This is a genomic window from Bacillus sp. FJAT-29790 (assembly GCF_019039215.1).
Taxonomy (GTDB): domain Bacteria; phylum Bacillota; class Bacilli; order Bacillales; family Cytobacillaceae; genus Cytobacillus.
Genome location: NZ_JAHNZZ010000003.1, coordinates 362549 through 382147 on the forward strand (window position 1 = coordinate 362549; position 19599 = coordinate 382147).

Sequence of the window (19599 nt, forward strand, 5' to 3'; positions counted from 1 at the left end):
TTCGTCGAAATTTCACCGCTGTTTAATAAAAAACACGGGAACAATTTTTTATCCAATTTAATGAGGCGGAAATAGACAACATTATTTTCGAAAGGAGTGGAAGTATGAAAATCATGCTGGACGCTGGACACGGGTACAATACAGCAGGGAAGCGTACCCCGGATGGCATGCCTGAATACGAATTTAACAGGGGTGCTGCAAATTACGCAAAGAATTTTCTTGAAAACTATCAAAACGTAACTGTGTATTTTGCACATTCAGATGAACGGGACGTCCCTTTGAAAGAACGAACAGACAAAGCGAATCAGCTTAAGGTCGACTGTTATGTGTCCATCCATGCAAACGCCTACGGTTCAGGCTGGAACAATGCCGGCGGAATCGAAACCTATGTACACCCTCCAAAACCAAAGGAAGCCTACGAGCTTGCCCAAAAAATCCAAAAAAACTTAGTTATTTCAACAGGTTTAAGTGATCGCGGAGTCAAGACCGCTGATTTCCACGTTTTAAGGGAAACGCGCATGACAGCTGTATTGGCTGAATGCGGCTTTATGACAAATCCCAATGAAGCAAAGCTTATGCGGTCAGATACTTTCCAAAAAACATGCGCTGAAGCCATTGTTAAAGCGATTGTCGATCAATACAAACTAATTAGAAAAAATACAAATCCAGAAACGATGCCTTCCAATTCAACCTCACAACCACTTTCAAAGAAAGGGCTTTACAAAGTCCAAGTAGGTGCATTTAATGATAGAAAAAGTGCAGAAAATCTGGCTAATGCCCTAAAATCGCTTGGATATGATGCATTTATTCATTTTGAATAGCAAAAAAGCGGGCCCTATAAGATGTGCTGGCTCGCTTTTCTGTGTAGATTATTTTTTCTTTGCCGGTTCAAAAACTGCTTTCTGAATGATCATGTTACCAAAAGACAAAATGATCGCCACAAGAAAAGCTGTACCGAATCCTGCAATTTCAAAAGAACTCCCCATCATTCGATCCGTAATTAATAACGTAATCGCATTAATGACGAACAAAAATAAGCCCAACGTCACTAAAGTGATCGGCAGTGTGAGGATAATTAATATCGGCCTAACAAGGATGTTTAATATCGAAAGAATCGCACTTGCCCCCACGGCTGCTCCGAAGCCCGATATATAAAAGGCATCTCCAAAGAAGCCGGCAATTGCGACGAACAAGATTGCATTGATTAATATTCCGATTATCCATCTCATTTTCGAGACACCTCTTCTTTTCGTACAACAAATATATCAACATTCGATTCCGATTATTGGGCGATACCGCCTTGTCACAAGAGCAAGCTTTTTTACTTAGCTTTCCTCCTTAAAATGACACCGATTTTCCTTTACCTACATGGATAGTCCCCGTCTTCGTATCCGCAATAAGCCTTAGTCCTTTGTCTGCATCTTTCACAGATTTAAAGCGAAGCACCTTTTGAATCACTTCACTTTTTTCTTCTAAGATTTGAATTCCATCAAGCTCTACATTAAACCCGCCAAGATTTGTTTTAAGCTCACCATTAACAGCCACATAATGCGGTAACTGTAACTCGATCCCACCGGTAGCTGCTTTTGTTTCCAAGAATTCGCATCTATCCCCGCTGACAGCGCAGAAAACATCCCCATTAAAAGACTGAAGATCTATTTTTCGATAATCCCCATCAACAGTAATGGCACCGTTAAGCGTCTCTGCTTCAAGATTATCGATCATGCTTTTTTGAATAGTGATTTGCCCATTCGCTGTTTCCACTTCCACATATTTGCTTCTTATATCCTGAAAAGTGATCTTTCCATTGGCTGTTTTCGCTTTATAGCTTTCTATCATTAAGCCTTTACTTTCAATCGAGCCGTTAAACATACGAATTTTCACATTTTCATATTCCGTTTGTGGAATATAAATGACTGCCTCGAGCTTCATCCATTTTTGCTGTGTAGCAAATCGAAGCTTCGGACCCTCAATTGTGAGTATAACATCCTTTAAAAATTGGCTCCTTGCCTCTTCCTGTGTTTCAACTCGAAAAATCTTTGCCTGGCATTCAATTCGGACGTCCTTTTGGTCCCATGGAAGAACTTTAACCGCCCCATTAGCCACATCAATATCAATATCTCTCATATACACATCTGCATGTTGGAAAATATGTGAGATCTCAACGGATTTGCCAAAATTGAGATCCAAATCGAAATCCTTTATTTTTTTTAAAGCAGAATCAACAAAATCAATGATTTTATCTTTTGCGGATTGAAATTTATAGTTAAAAGGTTCTTCCTTTTTTGCCTCTTCAAAATGGACAGCCGTTGAAAGCTCTTGGATCAGTTCTTGCTGCTTCTCTTCTACTGTCTTACTTGTTTTATCGAGCTCCTCCATTAATAACAAGGCTTCGTCCACAGTCAGCTTCCCGTCTTCAACCATTTTAAGGATCCGTTTACGTTCATCCTTCATTCTAATCCCTCCAGATAAAATTAATTTGATTCTTTCGCGAGGACTTTGACTCCTTTTATAATATTCCAAATTAGCACAAATAAGCTTAAAAGAATATAAAGGACAATGCCGACGATAAAAAAGATCGGTATTTCTCTGTGATTCATTCCATTTTGAAAAATAAATGGAATGAAAACAAACGGAACTGAAAAGAGTGGAATCAGATGCGACAAGAATGCCTTTTTCGCATGATCCTTTGTTACTTTATCCTCTGTCACAAGGAAAACCACTAATGGAAAAATAAATCCCGCAAACAAAATACTAAAATAGCTTAAAGCTGAAAGCACCTTACTTGTTTCCATTTCCATCGGCTCCTTTAGCTTTATTTACGGAGAAGGAGCGATAAGGTTTCAATTTTTAATACAAAAAAACCGTCTTTTTATATAGACGGCATTTGTTAAAGTTTCATTCAGTTTACTTAAAGTCATCCGCAAGGCTAGTCCTTGGAGATTCTTTTCTTTTTACTTCATCAATCTTATTTACGAACATTTGAAACACTTTTCTTTTTTCATCAAGATCGCGTATGTACTCTTTCAGGTCCGTATACTTTTCTTCAAATGGCTTATGATACATTTCCCGAATATTTTCGATGATTTCTTCATTCACTGTCGATTGGATCACTTGCTTTGTTATTCCGTATTTATATGTATAAACCTTTAATTCCCGCGCCACTTCTTCATATTCATGATTGATCTGGGCAAGGACTTCTGAAATATCCTCTTTCCATTCTTCCAAAGACTTTTCTAAATATGCTTCCATTTGAGCCTCCTTAACTCGATTGCTACACCAAAAACAAACGGTCCTTTGCGACATTATAGCTTACTTGGTTTACACCTAGGTTTCTATAAAGTTACAATGTGTTTTCATTGCTTTTACAACGCATAAAGGGGGATACCCTAACAGGGATTTTCATTACCAAGTGAAAAAATTAGAATTTTAGCGAAAAAAAAAGGAAGCAGCACCGATCGGCACTGCTTCCAAGCTAGTTAAGTATTCGCTACACTAGCCTCTTTTTCTTCAATATGCTTTTGCATGCGCAGGCGGTCGCGCTCTAATATTGGTTTCAAATATTTTCCTGTGTAGGATTCAGGCACTTCGGCGATTTTTTCAGGGGTGCCGGCAGCGATGATCATTCCGCCTTTATCCCCGCCTTCAGGGCCGAGGTCAACGATATAGTCTGAGGCCTTAATGACATCCAGATTATGTTCGATGACTAAAACAGTATCCCCATTTTCCACGAGCCGCTGAAGGACGATAAGTAATCTTGATATATCATCAACATGTAATCCAGTAGTCGGCTCATCCAAAATATAGAGCGAGCGGCCATTCGAACGCCGGTGTAGCTCAGAGGCAAGCTTCACACGCTGCGCTTCTCCGCCAGATAGGGTTGTAGCCGGTTGCCCTAGCTTGATATACCCAAGTCCGACATCAAAAATCGTCTGAAGCTTACGGCTAATTTTTGGGATGTTTTCGAAATACTCCACCGCGTCCTCTACGGTCATATCGAGAATGTCAGCAATGTTTTTTCCTTTATATTTAACTTCAAGGGTTTCTCTGTTATAGCGTTTTCCATGACACACTTCACACGGGACATAAACGTCTGGCAAAAAGTGCATTTCAATTTTGATAATTCCATCTCCACGGCATGCTTCACAGCGCCCGCCCTTTACGTTAAAACTGAAGCGGCCCTTTTTGTAACCGCGCACCTTCGCTTCATTCGTCGACGCAAAGACATCGCGAATATCATCAAACACCCCCGTATAAGTAGCAGGGTTAGAACGCGGCGTCCTTCCGATCGGGGACTGATCAATATCGATGACTTTATCTAAATACTCAATCCCCTTTATCTCTTTATGCTCCCCAGGCCTGCTTTTTGATTTATAAAGTTTTTGCGCTAAGGCTTTATGGAGAATTTCATTAATTAAAGTGCTTTTACCTGATCCGGAAACCCCTGTGACGGAAATGAAAGTACCAAGCGGGAATTTTGCACTCACATTTTTCAGGTTATTTTCCTTTGCTCCTTTAATTTCAATAAAACGACCGTCATTTTTTCTGCGTTCAATTGGCAACGGAATAAACTTTTTCCCAGAAAGATATTGCCCCGTTAAAGAATTCGGGTCATCCATTACTTCCTTTGGAGTGCCTGCCGAGACAATTTCACCGCCATGCACACCAGCTCCAGGACCAATATCAATTAAATAATCAGCAGCAAGCATCGTATCTTCGTCATGTTCAACAACAATGAGCGTATTTCCGATCTCACGCATATTCTTTAGCGTTTCAATTAAGCGGTCATTGTCCCGTTGATGCAGGCCAATCGATGGCTCGTCAAGAATATAAAGAACGCCTGTCAGCCTGGAACCAATCTGGGTCGCAAGCCGAATGCGCTGCGCTTCCCCTCCAGAAAGCGTTCCAGCCGCACGGCTTAATGTTAAATAATCAAGCCCAACATTCACTAAGAAGCCTAGCCGCTCTTTTATTTCACGAAAAATAAGATTCGCGATTTGCATCTCTTTTTCAGATAAAGAAAGGTCATCAAAAAATTGATGGGCTTCAGCAATCGATAAAGCGGTCACCCTCCCGATATGCTGACCTGATACTAAAACAGCGAGGCTTTCCGTTTTGAGCCTATAGCCTTTACATGCAGGGCATGGCTGCTGGGCCATATACTTTTCCATTTGCTCGCGAATATAGTCAGAGCTTGTTTCCTTATAACGGCGCTCTACATTTCGAATAACGCCTTCGAATTCAATCAAGTTCTCCCTTACTTGACCGAAATCATTTTCATAATGGAAGAAGATTTTTTCTCCTTTTGAACCGTATAAAATTTTGTCGAGGAAATGCTCTGGTATGTCTTTAACGGGAACATCCATATCAATCCCATAATGGCTGCAAACTGCCTCTAGAAGCTGAGGATAATATTGGGAACTAGTTGGCTCCCATGGAGCAATGGCGTGCTCCTTTAACGAAAGGTCGTAATTTGGAATCACTAAATCCACGTCCACTTCCAATTTAGAGCCAAGTCCATCACAATCCGGACAGGCACCGAATGGACTATTAAATGAAAACATCCTCGGCTCGAGCTCCCCTATGGAAAAACCACAATGTGGACAGGCATGATTTTCACTGAAAAGCAGCTCCTCCTCGCCAATTACGTCAACAAGTACTTTTCCATTCCCAAGCTTCAAGGCTGTTTCCATTGAATCTGCCAGGCGTGAAGCGGCGCCTTCTTTGACAACAATCCGGTCGACGATCACTTCTATGGAGTGCTTTTTATTCTTTTCAAGCTCGATTTCTTCTCCAAGATCATGCATTTCTCCATCTATTCGGACACGCACATACCCTTGTTTTTTTATATCCTCAAGAACTTTTACATGCGTTCCCTTTCTTCCAGAAACGAGCGGCGCGAGCACTTGCAGCTTTGTCCGTTCAGGGTATTCGAGAATTCGATCGACCATTTGCTCAATCGTTTGCGATGTAATCTCAATATGATGAATAGGGCATGTTGGTCGCCCGACTCTAGCGAATAATAGTCGCAAATAATCGTATATTTCCGTCACTGTTCCTACTGTGGAACGGGGATTTCGGCTCGTTGTTTTTTGGTCAATCGAGATCGCTGGAGATAAGCCTTCGATCGCATCCACATCCGGCTTATCCATTTGGCCAAGGAATTGGCGAGCATATGCAGATAAAGATTCTACATATCTTCGTTGTCCTTCAGCATAGATCGTGTCAAAGGCAAGCGATGATTTTCCTGAGCCGGAAAGACCCGTCAGCACAACGAGCTTATCCCTCGGAATGGTGACATCAATATTCTTTAAATTATGGGCTCTGGCGCCTTTTACAATTAATTTATCCATCGCCATTTGTTCGTCATCCTTCCGCTTTCAACTCTAAAATTAAGTCACGCAGCTCGGCCGCCCGTTCGAAATTGAGCGCTTTTGCCGCTTCCTTCATTTCTTTTTCCATATTGCCGATCAGCTTTTCGCGTTCTTTCTTGTTCAGCTTGCCAATCTTGAAAGAAGTCTTGTATTCTTCCTGTTCCTCTGCTGCATGCGTAGCACGTATGACATCGCGAATTTCTTTTTGGATCGTTTGTGGCGTAATACCATGTTTTTGATTGTACTCTTCCTGAATGGTGCGGCGGCGTTTCGTCTCACTTATCGCCAATTCCATTGAATTGGTCATCCGATCAGCGTATAAAATCACATGACCGTTCGCGTTTCTTGCAGCACGCCCAATTGTCTGAATTAGTGACCGTTCCGAGCGAAGAAACCCTTCCTTATCCGCATCAAGAATCGTCACGAGTGATACTTCAGGAATATCAAGCCCTTCTCTTAAAAGATTGATCCCGATTAACACATCGTATGTACCCATGCGCAACTCACGGATAATTTCAATTCGCTCCAGTGTTTTAACCTCAGAATGTAAATATTGAACTTTAATGCCGATTTCCTTTAAATAATCCGTCAAATCCTCAGACATTTTTTTTGTTAAGGTCGTGACAAGCACCCGTTCATTTTTCTTAATCCGATCTTGAATTTCACCGATCAAATCATCAATTTGTCCTTCAATTGGTCGGACTTCAATGGTCGGATCAAGCAGCCCTGTCGGACGAATGATTTGTTGAACCGTCTCTGGCGTATGCTCTAACTCATATGGACCAGGGGTTGCGGAAACGTAGACAATTTGATTAATATGCTTTTCAAATTCTGGGAACGTTAGTGGCCGATTATCTAATGCAGAAGGCAGACGGAATCCATGGTCAACAAGGACCGCTTTCCTCGCTTGGTCACCATTATACATTCCGCGTATTTGCGGCAATGTAGCATGGGACTCATCAATAACAATAAGGAAATCCTCAGGGAAAAAGTCCATAAGTGTATACGGAGTAGAGCCTGCAGGTCTTAATGTTAAATGCCTTGAGTAATTTTCAATCCCCGAGCAAAAGCCCATTTCCCTCATCATTTCCAGATCATAACGGGTCCGCTGTTCCAGGCGCTGGGCCTCTAGAAGCTTATTTTGGGATCTTAATTCCGTCAGTTGTACTTCCAGTTCTTTTTCAATGTTTTGAATGGCCACAAGCATCTTTTCTTCACGTGTAACGAAGTGGGATCTCGGAAAAATGGCTACATGATCACGATCCCCGATAATTTCACCAGTAAGTGAATCTACCTCTCGAATACGGTCAATTTCATCCCCGAAAAATTCCACACGTATACAGCGTTCATCCCGTGAAGCAGGGATAATTTCTACGACATCTCCCCGAACCCGGAATGTACCACGCTGAAAATCAATATCATTTCGCTCATATTGAATATCAACTAGTCTATGAAGCAATTGGTTTCTTTCCATTTCCATTCCTGTTCTAAGGGATAAAACAAGCTCCCTGTATTCCTCTGGAGAACCCAACCCATATATACATGAAACACTGGCAATAATAATGACATCATTGCGTTCAAACAATGAGGACGTTGCCGAGTGGCGAAGCTTATCGATCTCATCATTAATACTTGCATCTTTTTCAATAAATGTATCTGTAGAAGGAACATAGGCTTCCGGCTGGTAGTAGTCATAATAACTCACAAAGTATTCGACCGCATTATCCGGAAAAAAGTCTTTAAACTCGCTGTAAAGCTGGCCGGCAAGCGTTTTATTATGGGCAATGACAAGTGTCGGCCGATTCACTTCTTTTATTACGTTTGAGATCGTGAAGGTCTTCCCAGTTCCCGTCGCGCCCAAAAGCGTTTGATGCCGCTTACCGGATTGAATCCCCTCAACAATTTGTCTAATTGCCTCAGGCTGATCACCCTGAGGTGTGTACTTTGAGACTAGTTTAAATTGGTCGTTCACTGAAAAGCCTCCCGTTCAATTTTTCCCTATATGATCAATCAGCAAAGACTGTAATATCATGACCAGAAGGATGCTGATTTGTAAGTTTTTAACTTAAATCCTTATTACCATTCTACCACAAAGACAATAAAACAAACCACTAATATGCGAACGAGTATTCGTTTTGTTTTTTCAGTGAATCTAATTTACAAACATTTTCAAATGGGCCTATGTTGAAAATTGTAATTAAATTGCGCTTTTGTAATGTAAGAAAGGGAATCTAGTCGAATATTGTTAATTAAACGTTTGATTGAATCCTTACGGAAGCAGCTATTTCTGTAATTGCATGAAAAAAACCTGTCGAATCGCTCGGCAGGTTTTTTATCTCATGTCTTTTGTAATTAAATATGGGTATTTTCGTAAAGTGTTTTGCTTTTATAATGTGATTTTTATTTAATAATCTGAGTTGATTGGAGCGGAGGGCACTTGACTCCTGCGGGAATAGAGGGAAGCGGGAGACCCCACAGGCAGTTAACGCCGAGGAGGCTCCCGTCCCTCCCCGCGGAAGCAAGTCCCGCAGCGCAAATCAACGGGCAAAATTTCAAGGCTAAAACAACAATAATTTGCGCAAACAGCCTTAAATATAGAGAAGCGATTACTAATTTTTTTCTAGTCCTTGTTCGGCATAGAATAATTCAATCGCTCGAAGCCAATTCGTTCGTGAAATACTCGCTGCTTTTTCTTTATTTTTTTCCTCAAATGCCTGGAGAATTGCCTCGTGTTCTTCTATTGAATCCGGCGTCATAATGATTGAGTTATGAAAATTAAGCCGGCGAACATGCGATTGAAGTGTTGAAACTGTATTTGCGATATATGGGTTCTGAATAATGTCTACAATGTTTTGATGGAATTCCTCATCTAGCTTTAAAGATAAATAAGAATCGCCATTCTTAATAGCTTGGGCAAATTTCGAGTTAAGTTCCCGCAGCGAATCAATCGTTTCTTGGCTAATGATCGGTGTGGCAAGTTCTGCAGCCAATGCTTGTAATGCACCTAGCGGCGGCAAGATTTTGGAAATATCCTCTTTTTTTATAGAAGTAACTTGAGTACCCACGCCTGGATACATTTCAACAAAGCCTTGGAAATTAAGTAATTGCAAAGCCTCCCTAATAGGTGTCCGACTTACTCCTAAGGCTTGGGCAAGATCCGCATCATTCAGCTTTTCCTTCGGATGAAGGGTGCCGTCAATGATCCATTCGAGAATTTGTGAAAAAGCACGTTTCTTTGCACTCATACGAGTTGGTGTTGAAAAATTGGAAGGTACGGGCATTATCTGACCTCCTGTAATATGTATACTTGTTTTCCGATTAAGAATCCTTGAACCGGTAACGATACAACAACATTTTGTTTGATAATGAATTTATTATATTGTTTCAATATAATAATCGCAATATATTGCATTTTACCACAATATATTTATTATTGTGAATTATTATTTTAATAATATTTCCATATAACTTTATTTTCAGAAATATATTGCATAAATATAATTACTATGGTACTTTTAACTTAGTAATATATTGCATACTTATAATTTAAGTTAATTCTAAAAATTATATTAATATTATTTATGTTTAGAGGAGGTAGCTTTAGAAAAAGGCGCTTTTATTATTTTATTATAGTTAATCTTCTGATTATTCCATATATTTCTAGAATGGTAGAAATATAGAAGAAATAACACATATTAAGCAGAATAATTTTTGGAGGGATTTATTATGTCGTCGAAAGGTTCATTTTCATATACCATTGCAGTAGGTTTTATGTTATTCGCCCTATTCTTTGGAGCTGGTAACTTAATTTTCCCAGTTATGCTTGGGCAAACGGCTGGAACGAATATTTGGGCCGCCAATGCCGGATTTATCGTAACTGGAGTCGGACTTCCATTACTCGGGATTTTAGCATTAGGATTTTCAGGTAAAAGTGATTTACAATCATTAGCAAGCCGGGTCCATCCAGTTTTTGGTGTTGTCTTTACAGTTGCACTTTATTTAGCAATTGGCCCTTTATTTGCGATTCCTAGAACGGGCACAGTTTCTTATGAAATTGGACTTAAACCATTCTTAGGTGAAACAAATAGCTTTTTGCCGTTGCTCGTCTTTACGTTAATCTTTTTCGGAGTTACATTATTTTTTTCATTAAAGTCTTCGAAACTTGTCGATATTGTTGGAAAAGTATTAACGCCATTATTGTTAATTTTTATCGGTATTCTTATTGTAACAGCGTTTGTTAATCCGATTGGACAAATTCAAGCACCTACTGAAAGCTATGTAAATGATTCATTTTTCAAAGGGTTCCAAGAGGGTTACTTAACAATGGATGCACTCGCTGCATTCGTATTTGGAATTCTTATTATCAACGCAATGAAAGATAGAGGAGCAACAACTAAGAAACAAATTATGGCTTCAAGTATGAAGGTTGGGCTTATTGCTGCAGGACTTTTAGCTGTCATTTACACAGCACTTGGCTATATTGGGGCTTCGAGTGTTGCTGGACTTGGTCATTTAGAAAATGGCGGTCAAATTCTTGCTGCGGTGTCTGATTATTATTTCGGATCATATGGCAAGGTTTTACTTGCACTAATTGTTATCGCTGCTTGTTTAACAACAAGTATTGGGCTAATTACTTCATGTGCTGCCTATTTCAACAAGCTTTTTCCAAGCATTTCTTACACAAAATGGGCGATCATTTTCTCTATTTTTAGCACAGTGTTTGCAAACTTTGGCTTAACAACATTAATAGCTATTTCAATTCCTGTTTTAGTCGCCATTTATCCACTTGCTATTTGTTTAATGTTTTTAACATTCTTGCATCCTCTATTTAAAGGGAAATCAGAGGTTTATCAAATTAGTTTATTACTTACCTTTGTTGTCAGTTTATTTGACGGATTAGGTGCAGCAGGCATTCAGGTCCAAGCAATCAATGACCTATTCACAGCACTTCCACTATATTCAGTAGGATTAGGCTGGGTCGTGCCAGCAATCGTCGGTGGTTTGCTAGGATATCCTTTAAGTATGTTAAAAAAAGGAAGCTATTCTAATCCGCAAGTGAAGGAAAAATTCTAATCATATAAAAAAGGCGTTTCTTCTACTTAAGAAGAGACGCCTTTTTTTAGTATTTTCACTCATTAATCAAACGTTTGATTGATTTTGCTGATGCCTTATTAAGAAAAGGCTTTGTTAAACAATGTTGTTGATAGACACGCTGGTTCGATTTACCTTCCGAGAAGCGGTTCTCGCTATCGCTCAAAAGGTTCTCTCCGACGCACAGGACGTGCTAGTGTCGACAATGCCACAGGACGTGGCGTTTTTGTCGACCAGGCAAAATCGCCCCGCTAGTCTTAGTTTATCAACATTATCACTAACGGAGCCAAGAAAAAAAGGAAATTACCACCCTCCTATTAAATCTGTAGACTCCGTATCGTTCACTTTTAAATATATCGGCGTTTTATCGGCGACATTTCAGATATATCAGCCACTTTCAGTGTTTATCAGCGACTTCCTACTTTATCAGTGAATTATTCACAGAACGGGACAACATTATCAATTCTAATTATCTGATCTATTTTTCGTGAACTTGCTGTGATTTCTGTTTCATTCCTTGAGCGTACCAAAAGCCAACTGTTAATGAAAAAGCATCCACAATAATAAGCCATATCGAATCTGTATAGCCTTTATAAACAGAAGCTGCAATTAAGGCTACCGTCAAAACAAGACCTATCACTCGATTGTAAGCCACTCTCGTAAACAGCACTACCAACAAACCAGGAATCAGTAGAGCCGATAAGTATTTTAACAACAAAGACTACACCTACTTTTTCCTTTTAATCAAAAACAATCACCTTTAGCCTACCACAAAAATGAGTGACAGCGTACTAATCAAGTAAGAACATTTGAACGTTCGCATGATAATGTTAAATATTGGCGCTAAACGGAATCCTAGGGGAAAAGCGCTTGATTGGGATGGTACTAATAATAAAATTTTCCTTTGCATATAGTATATGAGTTTGAGTTTTTTATCTTTTCGCGGATTGTGGCCTCATCGATGGGATTGAGGTCTAAAATGGAGGAATGCAAATGAATCATAATGATCCGTTTGATAATAAAATGAAACAAATGAAAGTCGGTTTTGGGAATTTGCCTAATGCGAAAAAGATTGTGTATGTTGCTCTCTTAAGCAGTTTGGCAGCTTTATTTCAATCGGCAGGGGGCTTTTTACCAGGGGTCGGCTATTTTATTAGCCCTTTGTCAACCGCCCCAATAATCGTTTGTGCGATTTTCTCGATTCGATTTGGCTTTTTCGCCTATGTGTTAACAGCCCTCCTACTTTTGATTTTACAGCCGAGTGAACTGATTGTTTTTCCTTTTACAACAGGGCTTTTAGGGTTAGCTATTGGTGTTTCTTTTCATCTGCTGCACAAAAAATTGAGTATTATTGTGAGTGGTGGCGTGGGATTAGCCATTGGTATTTACGTTTTACTATATGGTTTTAATTTTCCGGTGTTAGGTCCTACTGTATCTCAAACCTTGAGTTTTTCTGTTGTCGTGTGTGTGTTCGTATTCTCTATTTTTTACAGTTGGCTTTGGGTTGGATTAAGCAAAATTCTGATAAAAAGATTCGTCAAATTTATCTTTTAATTACTTTCCAGATGACGCCCGTTTCGAGATAAGATTCTCTACCCTAAAATCAGTGATATACATTTCATTTTGCTTGCCAAAAGTAATATCAATCGGTCTTTCAAGTCTGCCCCCGTCCGTAGCTGAAGCAGGCTTCCTTGTTTTATTGACAACGAATGTTCGGATGGTGCGATTTTCGACATTGATTATTGACACACGGTGACCGATATTCGGAATAGATTTTCCGCCCCTCTGCTACTACTTTTAATCTAGATCTAGTGAGCATTAATACCCTGCCATTCCCAGTTGTAATTCCCGCATCAGCAATCAGCATTTCTCCATCATCCGTAAAATGGTATTGATCGGTGTCGTTAATCCTTCTGCAAAAACTTCTATCTGATAACCTAGTTGAAGACTGATCCTTCCGAGTTCGTTTTTCGCTTGAATGTTTCAGGTCGTGCCATGCAGTCCCCCTCATTAGTAAATGTTTTAGGTTCTCTTCTTATATATTCTATGAGGGGTCGTCATAATGACAGGCTGGCCATTCTTATTCTTCAAGCTGAACGTCAATAAGCGTCATTTTATTTGGATGATTTAGCGCATCTTCCAGCATTCCTTCGAATTCAAGTAAATTTGCAGGTTTCACGCCACGTATACCAAAGCTTTTCGCAAGCTGGACAAAGTCAGGGTTTCCAAAAGCTGTTCCATAGCTTTTTCCAAACTCCGTCATCATCATTTCTTCTTCCAATTTCAACTTAGAATCATTTAGGATAATCATGACAAACGAGAGCCCTAACCGGTTCGCAGTCTCTATTTCAGCGATGTTCATTAAAGCCCCTCCATCCCCTGTAATACAAATAACCGGGTCATTCGGGCAAGCCAATTTGGCCCCAACTGCGCCTGGCAAAGCAATTCCCATTGAGGCAAGTCCGTTTGACATAATAAGTCTATTCGGTTGTTTCGGCTGATACGTACGGGCAATCGAAACCTTATGAGCGCCAACATCAGAGATTACAATTGTTTGATTGGTAGAAAGCTTTTCAATGCTATGCAAAATAGGTGTGATTGCTAAATTGCCGCTATTTCCTTCATTTATTTGATAAGCATGTTCGATCTGTGCTTTCAGATTCCCTGAAGGGGCCCATGGTTTTACAGGTATATCTAGTTTATTGAGCATTTGCAAAGACCTATTAATACTTCCTACCAACTCGATTTGGACGGGGTAATATTCATCAGCTTCCGCCGGAGCCGCATCAATATGCAGAACGGGAACTTTCTTACGGTTCCATTCCTTTGGCAATTTTTCAACAAAATCAAATCCAATGACAATGAGCAGGTCGGATTCGTTGATTCCTGGTAATACCTCATCTTCCTTATTGAACCCAAACGTGAAAAAGTTAAGCCGGTGGTCTTTCGGCAAGATGCCTTTGGCCTTGAAACTATGGATAACAGGTGATTGCAGCTGCTCAATAAACGTTTGGAGCGCTTCTGCCGCCTCTTCTCTGACTGCCCCATTGCCGACAATGATAAACGGCTTGCTGCATTTGCTAATTAGAGTATGTGCGGCCTGGAGTGCAGCACCTTCAGGGACACTTATTGGCATTGGCGTGACCTGCAGCGGGTGAGCCGGAATCATTTGTGCAGCTAAATTTTCCGGTAACTCGATTAAAACAGATCCCGGCTTCTCCATTTTCGCCACTCTAAATGCTTTGCGAATAATCTCTGCCATCGTTTGTGAATCTTTGATTTGCACGCACCATTTCGTTGCCGGTTCAAATATTTTCACAATGTCCAAATATTGATGTGATTCTTTATGCTGCCGCTCAAATCCAGCCTGTCCCGTAAACGCTACAACCGGTGAATGATCCAGCTTCGAACTTGCTATGCCCGTCAATAAATTCGTCGCCCCAGGCCCCAATGTCGCTAAACATACGCCTGCCTTATTCGATAATCTTCCATAAACATCTGCCATAAAAGCTGCCCCTTGCTCGTGGCGGACATTGACAAACTGGATTTGCTCCGATTTCTCTAAGGAATCAACAAGATCTAGGGTTTCTTTCCCCATGATTCCAAACACATACTCAACCCCTTCATTTTCCAAGTATTGAACAAGCACGTCTGTGACTTTCATATGATCCTCCTTTGGAACTTTGTATTTTTTAAAAATTGCTCCTTACTATGTGTTACCTGAAGAGAGATTTTAAGTACCATGAGCCCCTTGCGTGAACGGTTTCAACTTTTCGGGAGCTTTCGGGTACTAATAACCCCTTTTAATAACCTTTTTTCAAAATGATTAATTCTATTGCAAAAACAATAGTGTTTCCTAAAAATGTCTTTAAGAACAAAATAAAAACGTTATACACACCTTAGTTTTAGCCAAATTAGTTAAAAAAATAAAAATTCCACAATCACGCGCGATTGTGGAATTTTTAAAACGATTATTCACTATGACTGCACCTTTTGAAACGCAGGATCCAGCCTATGCATACTAGCCCTAAGCTATTAGTTGTACTTGAGCCCAACTGTCTGTGTGTTCAACTAGTTCTTCTTGTGCCCTTTATCTCAATAATATGAGTTTATTTTGGGGAAGTGCCAGGAAAACCGGATCATCTCATCATTACTTTGACACTTTTTGCTGATACGATAATTTGTAAAGCGGAAATAACGCCTTGAACGTATCTTCGACAAATGAAAGGAACTTGTCACCGTCTTTTAATATTGGATCATTTGAGTGAACATGACGACCGACAAGAAACTCTGCCTTTTTCACGTCACGGAAGCGTTCAAGCGCTTTTTTCAATCCTTCTTTACCTAAACTTTCGATGGATTCGGATTCCTTTTTCATGTGGTCAAGTGAAATGACAAAATCACTTGGAATCAGCTTCCATACATTGTCAATTTCTTCAAGGAAATTCTTTGCAATTTCCTTCTTATCTGGCAATTCATAAATGAATGCAAGCCAAATAAAAACATGGTCATCAAATAGGCCGACTTGAAAGTGCGGAAGCATTTTGTATCCCCGTTTGCTTGCCGCTATTGCAAGCCAAGTATCTTTCGGGGCATTAACGGTTCGACGAGCGTGTTTTGCAATATGCAAAAACAATTCATTTCCTGCTAATATAGAAAGTTCCCCCGTCAACTTATCGCCGATTGCTTGAAACTTCGGACGAATCCGTTCTTGTATCGCTTCCATTCTTGCGTCAAGTCCTTCTATTGTGAACGTCTCAAAATCCGATTGATCGAATCCTTCAAATTGCAATTATTAAACCTCCTTATTCAAATCAAATTCGCCTTGGCGTATTTACTCCCAGATTTTCTCCTTAGCTTGCTCGATAAATTCCTTTAAAAAATCTGAGACATCCGCCGGAGGCTTAACTTTATTCAGCTGGGGTTTGAACCCCACTGAATTGGATAACTGTTTGAATTAAATCTCGCAACTTATATCGTTTAGAGACTTCTGCTGAATAAAGGTAAAATTGTACTAAGTATAAGCGGAAAACGGGCACGATGTCGAGTTCTATCGCAATATATAAAAAGCTTTTTTATGAATTGAGATTAATTTATTAAAATTTTATTATAGCAATTCAAAAAATTAGGAGTTTACAATTACCCCTCCCAACCCCTAAATGATTAAAATTCACATCTGTGACTATTCATAATTAGCTAGAATAGGATGTTGACTTATCAACCTTAATCATTATATATTTTTCAAAATTAATTAGAATGATTGGTACTTTTTTCATCAGGGGAATTTTTCAAAATTAATTTTCCCACTTAAAAAATCCCTATCAGGTTGAAGAGACCCCACTGACAATAAATGAGTTTCTCGAATTCGCTCGTACACTCCTTTATAAATGAGAAAATAATTGTTCATCCGGCACAGCTTCAACCATTTCTTGGTTTGGCCACTTACATTTTACTAGATAGGACGATTTTTTTTGTATGATTTTTTAATTATAAATAAAGAAGGGACTCCAAAAAGTCAGTTAGTCTGACTTTTTGGACAGCCCCTTTAGATTATTTATTAAACTTCTCAGGAAATTGCTTTACAACTCCCGTAGAGATAGTATCTGCCATTCTAATTATATGTGAGATCCCATCATCAATCGAAACAATTCTTGCATTCCAATCTTTTGCTAAGCTTGAAGATAAATCATTTGTCACAAATTTCAAGTGTATATAAAGCAATTTTTTTAGATTTTCATTTTTCAAATAAGGGTTGGCACTACTAAGGAGCGCAGCTATATCATCAGCATTTCTATACCATTTTTTGTTTAGCTGATTCACCAAGGCTTTCTTTCCCGTTTTAGCCGCATCTACAATCTTGCCGGCAAGAATTATATGTTCCTTAAGCAAATCTGTTAGTTTGTTCCCAGCTTTCTCTCCGTATAATGGCTTCACAGCATTACCAATATCCTCTTGATTTTTCAGAAGTCTTGATAACACCTGTTTTTGGTCTTTTGCTCCTGCTGTTGTTGCACTTGTAATATAATTACTTGTCCACAATACATGATCAATCCAAAGTCTCCTGAATTCATTTTCAAACTTTACCTCAGATTGGCTAATACGATGTTCTTGTGTTTCAGCGACAACACTAATTGATCCAACCAACATGTTTAGCGGAAATAACAAAATAAATCCCATCAATAATAATTTTTTCATAAAAACTACTCCTTCCAAATTTAATCCTTTTTATTATTTGTATATGGGATTTCCTCCATTCGTCATAATTTGAGTTCCAATAACACTGATTTATTGATTTTTAACCAAAACAAAAAGACCGAATCAATTCCCGAATAATAATTCAAATATTCTTTTCTGAAGTCTATTCACATACCCAATTGTTCTGGTACAAACTCTTAAACTCCCTCAGTTTAAGAGATAACGCTCACGCATACCCGCTTATCCGCAAGATTTAAAACCGAATGGTAGGTTGCTGTTAGATGAAAAGAGGTAAGAGCGTTTTGATAAGATGAGGGTAGATTGAAATTCGGATCTAGTCATTAAGATGTATAATAAAAACTAAAAATTTATATTGATATAATAATTTTATCTAGTTATAATATGTTGGCATCATAGATATTTAACTCTTGCATAATTTTCTGAAGATTTAACGCTTTTCTAAAATAGTAAATTTTAGTTATTTTATGGAGGTTTAAACTTGTCTAATAAAGTACCGTTTTCATTTATAGTAGTTATTGGTTTAATGCTATTTGCTCTATTCTTTGGGGCAGGAAATTTAATTTTTCCACCAATGCTTGGTCAATCGGCAGGTATGAATATCTGGTCAGCTAATGCAGGGTTTTTAGTAACAGGAGTTGGATTACCGTTACTTGGTGTGTTAGCACTTGGTTTTTCGGGGAAAGATGATTTACAGTCGTTAGCAAGTCGTGTACATCCTGTTTTTGGTATTGTATTCACAACCGTTCTTTATTTAGCAATTGGTCCTTTATTTGCTATACCAAGAACAGGAAACGTTTCTTTTGAGATTGGTGTCAAACCTTTTTTATCCGAAAATTCCGGCTCTATACCTTTACTTATTTTTTCAATCATCTTTTTTAGCATTACGTGCCTTTTTTCGCTAAACCCCGCGAAAATTGTCGAAATTGTAGGGAAAATATTAACTCCAATCAAGTTAACGTTTATTGGAATCCTAATAGTAGTTGCTTTTATTCATCCAATTGGTGATTTGCAAGCACCTGTTAAGAATTATACAATTCAACCATTTTTTAATGGGTTTAGAGAAGGTTATTTAACAATGGATACGCTTGCATCTTTTGTTTTTGGCATCATTATCATTAACGCTATTAAAGAAAAAGGTGCAAAAACAAAAAAGCAAATTATGATTGTTTGTGGAAAAGCAGCTGGAATTGCTGCCGTTATCCTTGCAATCATTTATACAGCTCTTTCTTACATGGGTGCTTCAAGTGTAGAAAAACTTGGACACTTAGATAATGGAGGTATTTTCTTAGCAAAAGTCTCGGAATACTATTTTGGAACTTATGGTGGGATATTATTAGGATTAATGATTACAGTAGCTTGTTTAACAACGAGCATAGGGCTTGTTACAGCTTGTTCTTCATTCTTCAATAAACTACTTCCAAAAGTTCCTTACAAAACAATTGCTATTAGTTTAACTATTTTTAGTGCAATAGTTGCTAATATTGGACTAACACAGTTAATTGCTATTTCTGTACCTGTATTAACAGCTATTTACCCATTAGCTATTGTATTAATTTTCTTAACATTTTTTCATTCTTTATTTAAAGGGAAAGCTGAAGTTTATCAAGGAAGCTTACTTTTAACATTTATTATTAGTTTCTTTGATGGATTAAACGGAGCTGGTATACACCTTTCATCTATTAATAATTTCTTTAATGCAATTCTTCCTATGTACGACGTCGGACTAGGGTGGATTATTCCTGCTATTATTGGAGGATTCATAGGGTATGGCAGTAGCATATTACGAGTGAAATTCAGCCTTAACCATCCAACTAGATTAATTAAATAAATAAAAAATAATCTATTTTAAAAAGCGGTCTAGGAATAATGCCTAGACTTCTTTTTTATGAATATGGAGATAATGGTTGATCATATAAAA

16 protein-coding genes are annotated in these 19599 nt (G+C 38.8%); 4 read left to right on the forward strand and 12 right to left on the reverse strand.

What is annotated here, in order from left to right:
• The first annotated feature begins 104 nt into the window (after window positions 1-104).
• Complete coding sequence (locus BGM26_RS18485; protein WP_217041764.1) at window positions 105-821, forward strand: N-acetylmuramoyl-L-alanine amidase; 717 nt, start codon at window positions 105-107, stop codon at window positions 819-821.
• Window positions 822-869: 48 nt separating this feature from the next.
• Here the strand turns inward: BGM26_RS18485 and BGM26_RS18490 are convergent, their stop codons facing one another.
• From BGM26_RS18490 to BGM26_RS18520, 7 genes are all read right to left on the reverse strand, one after another.
• On the reverse strand, window positions 870-1229 hold the full coding sequence (locus BGM26_RS18490) for a phage holin family protein (RefSeq protein WP_217041765.1): 360 nt from the start codon (window positions 1227-1229) through the stop codon (window positions 870-872).
• A gap of 109 nt (window positions 1230-1338) precedes the next feature.
• A complete protein-coding gene (locus BGM26_RS18495; protein WP_217041766.1) occupies window positions 1339-2454 on the reverse strand; it encodes a DUF4097 family beta strand repeat-containing protein in 1116 nt (371 codons plus the stop codon).
• A 20-nt stretch (window positions 2455-2474) separates the two neighbouring features.
• Window positions 2475-2795 (reverse strand): magnetosome magnetite crystal formation protein family, encoded by a 321-nt coding sequence (locus tag BGM26_RS18500; protein ID WP_217041767.1) that lies wholly within the window; start codon window positions 2793-2795, stop codon window positions 2475-2477.
• Between the two features lie 112 nt (window positions 2796-2907).
• Window positions 2908-3252 carry a hypothetical protein gene (locus BGM26_RS18505; protein ID WP_217041768.1) on the reverse strand — a complete coding sequence of 115 codons (345 nt, stop codon included), beginning with the start codon at window positions 3250-3252 and terminating at the stop codon, window positions 2908-2910.
• Window positions 3253-3479: 227 nt separating this feature from the next.
• Window positions 3480-6359: an excinuclease ABC subunit UvrA gene (uvrA, locus tag BGM26_RS18510; protein WP_217041769.1), complete on the reverse strand. Its 2880-nt coding sequence runs from the start codon at window positions 6357-6359 to the stop codon at window positions 3480-3482.
• Window positions 6360-6366: 7 nt separating this feature from the next.
• Window positions 6367-8346, reverse strand: coding sequence for an excinuclease ABC subunit UvrB (gene uvrB / locus BGM26_RS18515; RefSeq protein ID WP_217041770.1), 1980 nt, complete (start codon window positions 8344-8346; stop codon window positions 6367-6369).
• Window positions 8347-8983: 637 nt separating this feature from the next.
• Window positions 8984-9655 (reverse strand): GntR family transcriptional regulator, encoded by a 672-nt coding sequence (locus BGM26_RS18520; RefSeq protein WP_217041771.1) that lies wholly within the window; start codon window positions 9653-9655, stop codon window positions 8984-8986.
• A 445-nt stretch (window positions 9656-10100) separates the two neighbouring features.
• On the opposite strand from BGM26_RS18520, the gene brnQ (BGM26_RS18525) reads away from it, so the two are divergent.
• Entirely contained in the window at window positions 10101-11447 is a 1347-nt protein-coding gene (gene brnQ / locus BGM26_RS18525) for a branched-chain amino acid transport system II carrier protein (protein ID WP_217041772.1), read from the forward strand.
• Between the two features lie 496 nt (window positions 11448-11943).
• Here the strand turns inward: brnQ (BGM26_RS18525) and BGM26_RS18530 are convergent, their stop codons facing one another.
• Window positions 11944-12183, reverse strand: a complete 240-nt coding sequence (locus BGM26_RS18530) for a CsbA family protein (RefSeq protein ID WP_217041773.1) — start codon at window positions 12181-12183, stop codon at window positions 11944-11946.
• A 275-nt stretch (window positions 12184-12458) separates the two neighbouring features.
• Here BGM26_RS18530 and BGM26_RS18535 point away from each other — a divergent pair, with 275 nt between their 5' ends.
• Window positions 12459-13019: a hypothetical protein gene (locus BGM26_RS18535; protein ID WP_217041774.1), complete on the forward strand. Its 561-nt coding sequence runs from the start codon at window positions 12459-12461 to the stop codon at window positions 13017-13019.
• Here BGM26_RS18535 and BGM26_RS18540 read toward each other — a convergent pair whose 3' ends face one another.
• The 4 genes from BGM26_RS18540 to BGM26_RS18555 form a co-directional block, all read right to left on the reverse strand.
• Window positions 13020-13214 carry a hypothetical protein gene (locus tag BGM26_RS18540; protein ID WP_217041775.1) on the reverse strand — a complete coding sequence of 65 codons (195 nt, stop codon included), beginning with the start codon at window positions 13212-13214 and terminating at the stop codon, window positions 13020-13022.
• A gap of 331 nt (window positions 13215-13545) precedes the next feature.
• Entirely contained in the window at window positions 13546-15129 is a 1584-nt protein-coding gene (locus BGM26_RS18545) for an acetolactate synthase large subunit (protein ID WP_217041776.1), read from the reverse strand.
• Between the two features lie 486 nt (window positions 15130-15615).
• Window positions 15616-16257: a YktB family protein gene (locus BGM26_RS18550; protein WP_217041777.1), complete on the reverse strand. Its 642-nt coding sequence runs from the start codon at window positions 16255-16257 to the stop codon at window positions 15616-15618.
• Window positions 16258-17015: 758 nt separating this feature from the next.
• Window positions 17016-17660, reverse strand: a complete 645-nt coding sequence (locus tag BGM26_RS18555; RefSeq protein ID WP_217041778.1) for a glycosyltransferase — start codon at window positions 17658-17660, stop codon at window positions 17016-17018.
• A gap of 499 nt (window positions 17661-18159) precedes the next feature.
• Between BGM26_RS18555 and brnQ (BGM26_RS18560) the strand changes: the two genes are divergently transcribed.
• A complete protein-coding gene (gene brnQ / locus BGM26_RS18560; protein WP_217041779.1) occupies window positions 18160-19509 on the forward strand; it encodes a branched-chain amino acid transport system II carrier protein in 1350 nt (449 codons plus the stop codon).
• Window positions 19510-19599 lie beyond the last annotated feature (90 nt).

Coding starts and splice junctions, on each gene's coding strand:
- BGM26_RS18495 (WP_217041766.1), bottom strand. CDS start 2,454: ATGAAGGATGAACGTAAACGGATCCTTAAAATGGTTGAAGACGGGAAG.
- BGM26_RS18520 (WP_217041771.1), bottom strand. CDS start 9,655: ATGCCCGTACCTTCCAATTTTTCAACACCAACTCGTATGAGTGCAAAG.
- BGM26_RS18500 (WP_217041767.1), bottom strand. CDS start 2,795: ATGGAAACAAGTAAGGTGCTTTCAGCTTTAAGCTATTTTAGTATTTTG.
- brnQ (WP_217041772.1), top strand. CDS start 10,101: ATGTCGTCGAAAGGTTCATTTTCATATACCATTGCAGTAGGTTTTATG.
- uvrA (WP_217041769.1), bottom strand. CDS start 6,359: ATGGCGATGGATAAATTAATTGTAAAAGGCGCCAGAGCCCATAATTTA.
- BGM26_RS18485 (WP_217041764.1), top strand. CDS start 105: ATGAAAATCATGCTGGACGCTGGACACGGGTACAATACAGCAGGGAAG.
- BGM26_RS18555 (WP_217041778.1), bottom strand. CDS start 17,660: ATGAAAAAATTATTATTGATGGGATTTATTTTGTTATTTCCGCTAAAC.
- BGM26_RS18490 (WP_217041765.1), bottom strand. CDS start 1,229: ATGAGATGGATAATCGGAATATTAATCAATGCAATCTTGTTCGTCGCA.
- BGM26_RS18505 (WP_217041768.1), bottom strand. CDS start 3,252: ATGGAAGCATATTTAGAAAAGTCTTTGGAAGAATGGAAAGAGGATATT.
- BGM26_RS18535 (WP_217041774.1), top strand. CDS start 12,459: ATGAATCATAATGATCCGTTTGATAATAAAATGAAACAAATGAAAGTC.
- BGM26_RS18545 (WP_217041776.1), bottom strand. CDS start 15,129: ATGAAAGTCACAGACGTGCTTGTTCAATACTTGGAAAATGAAGGGGTT.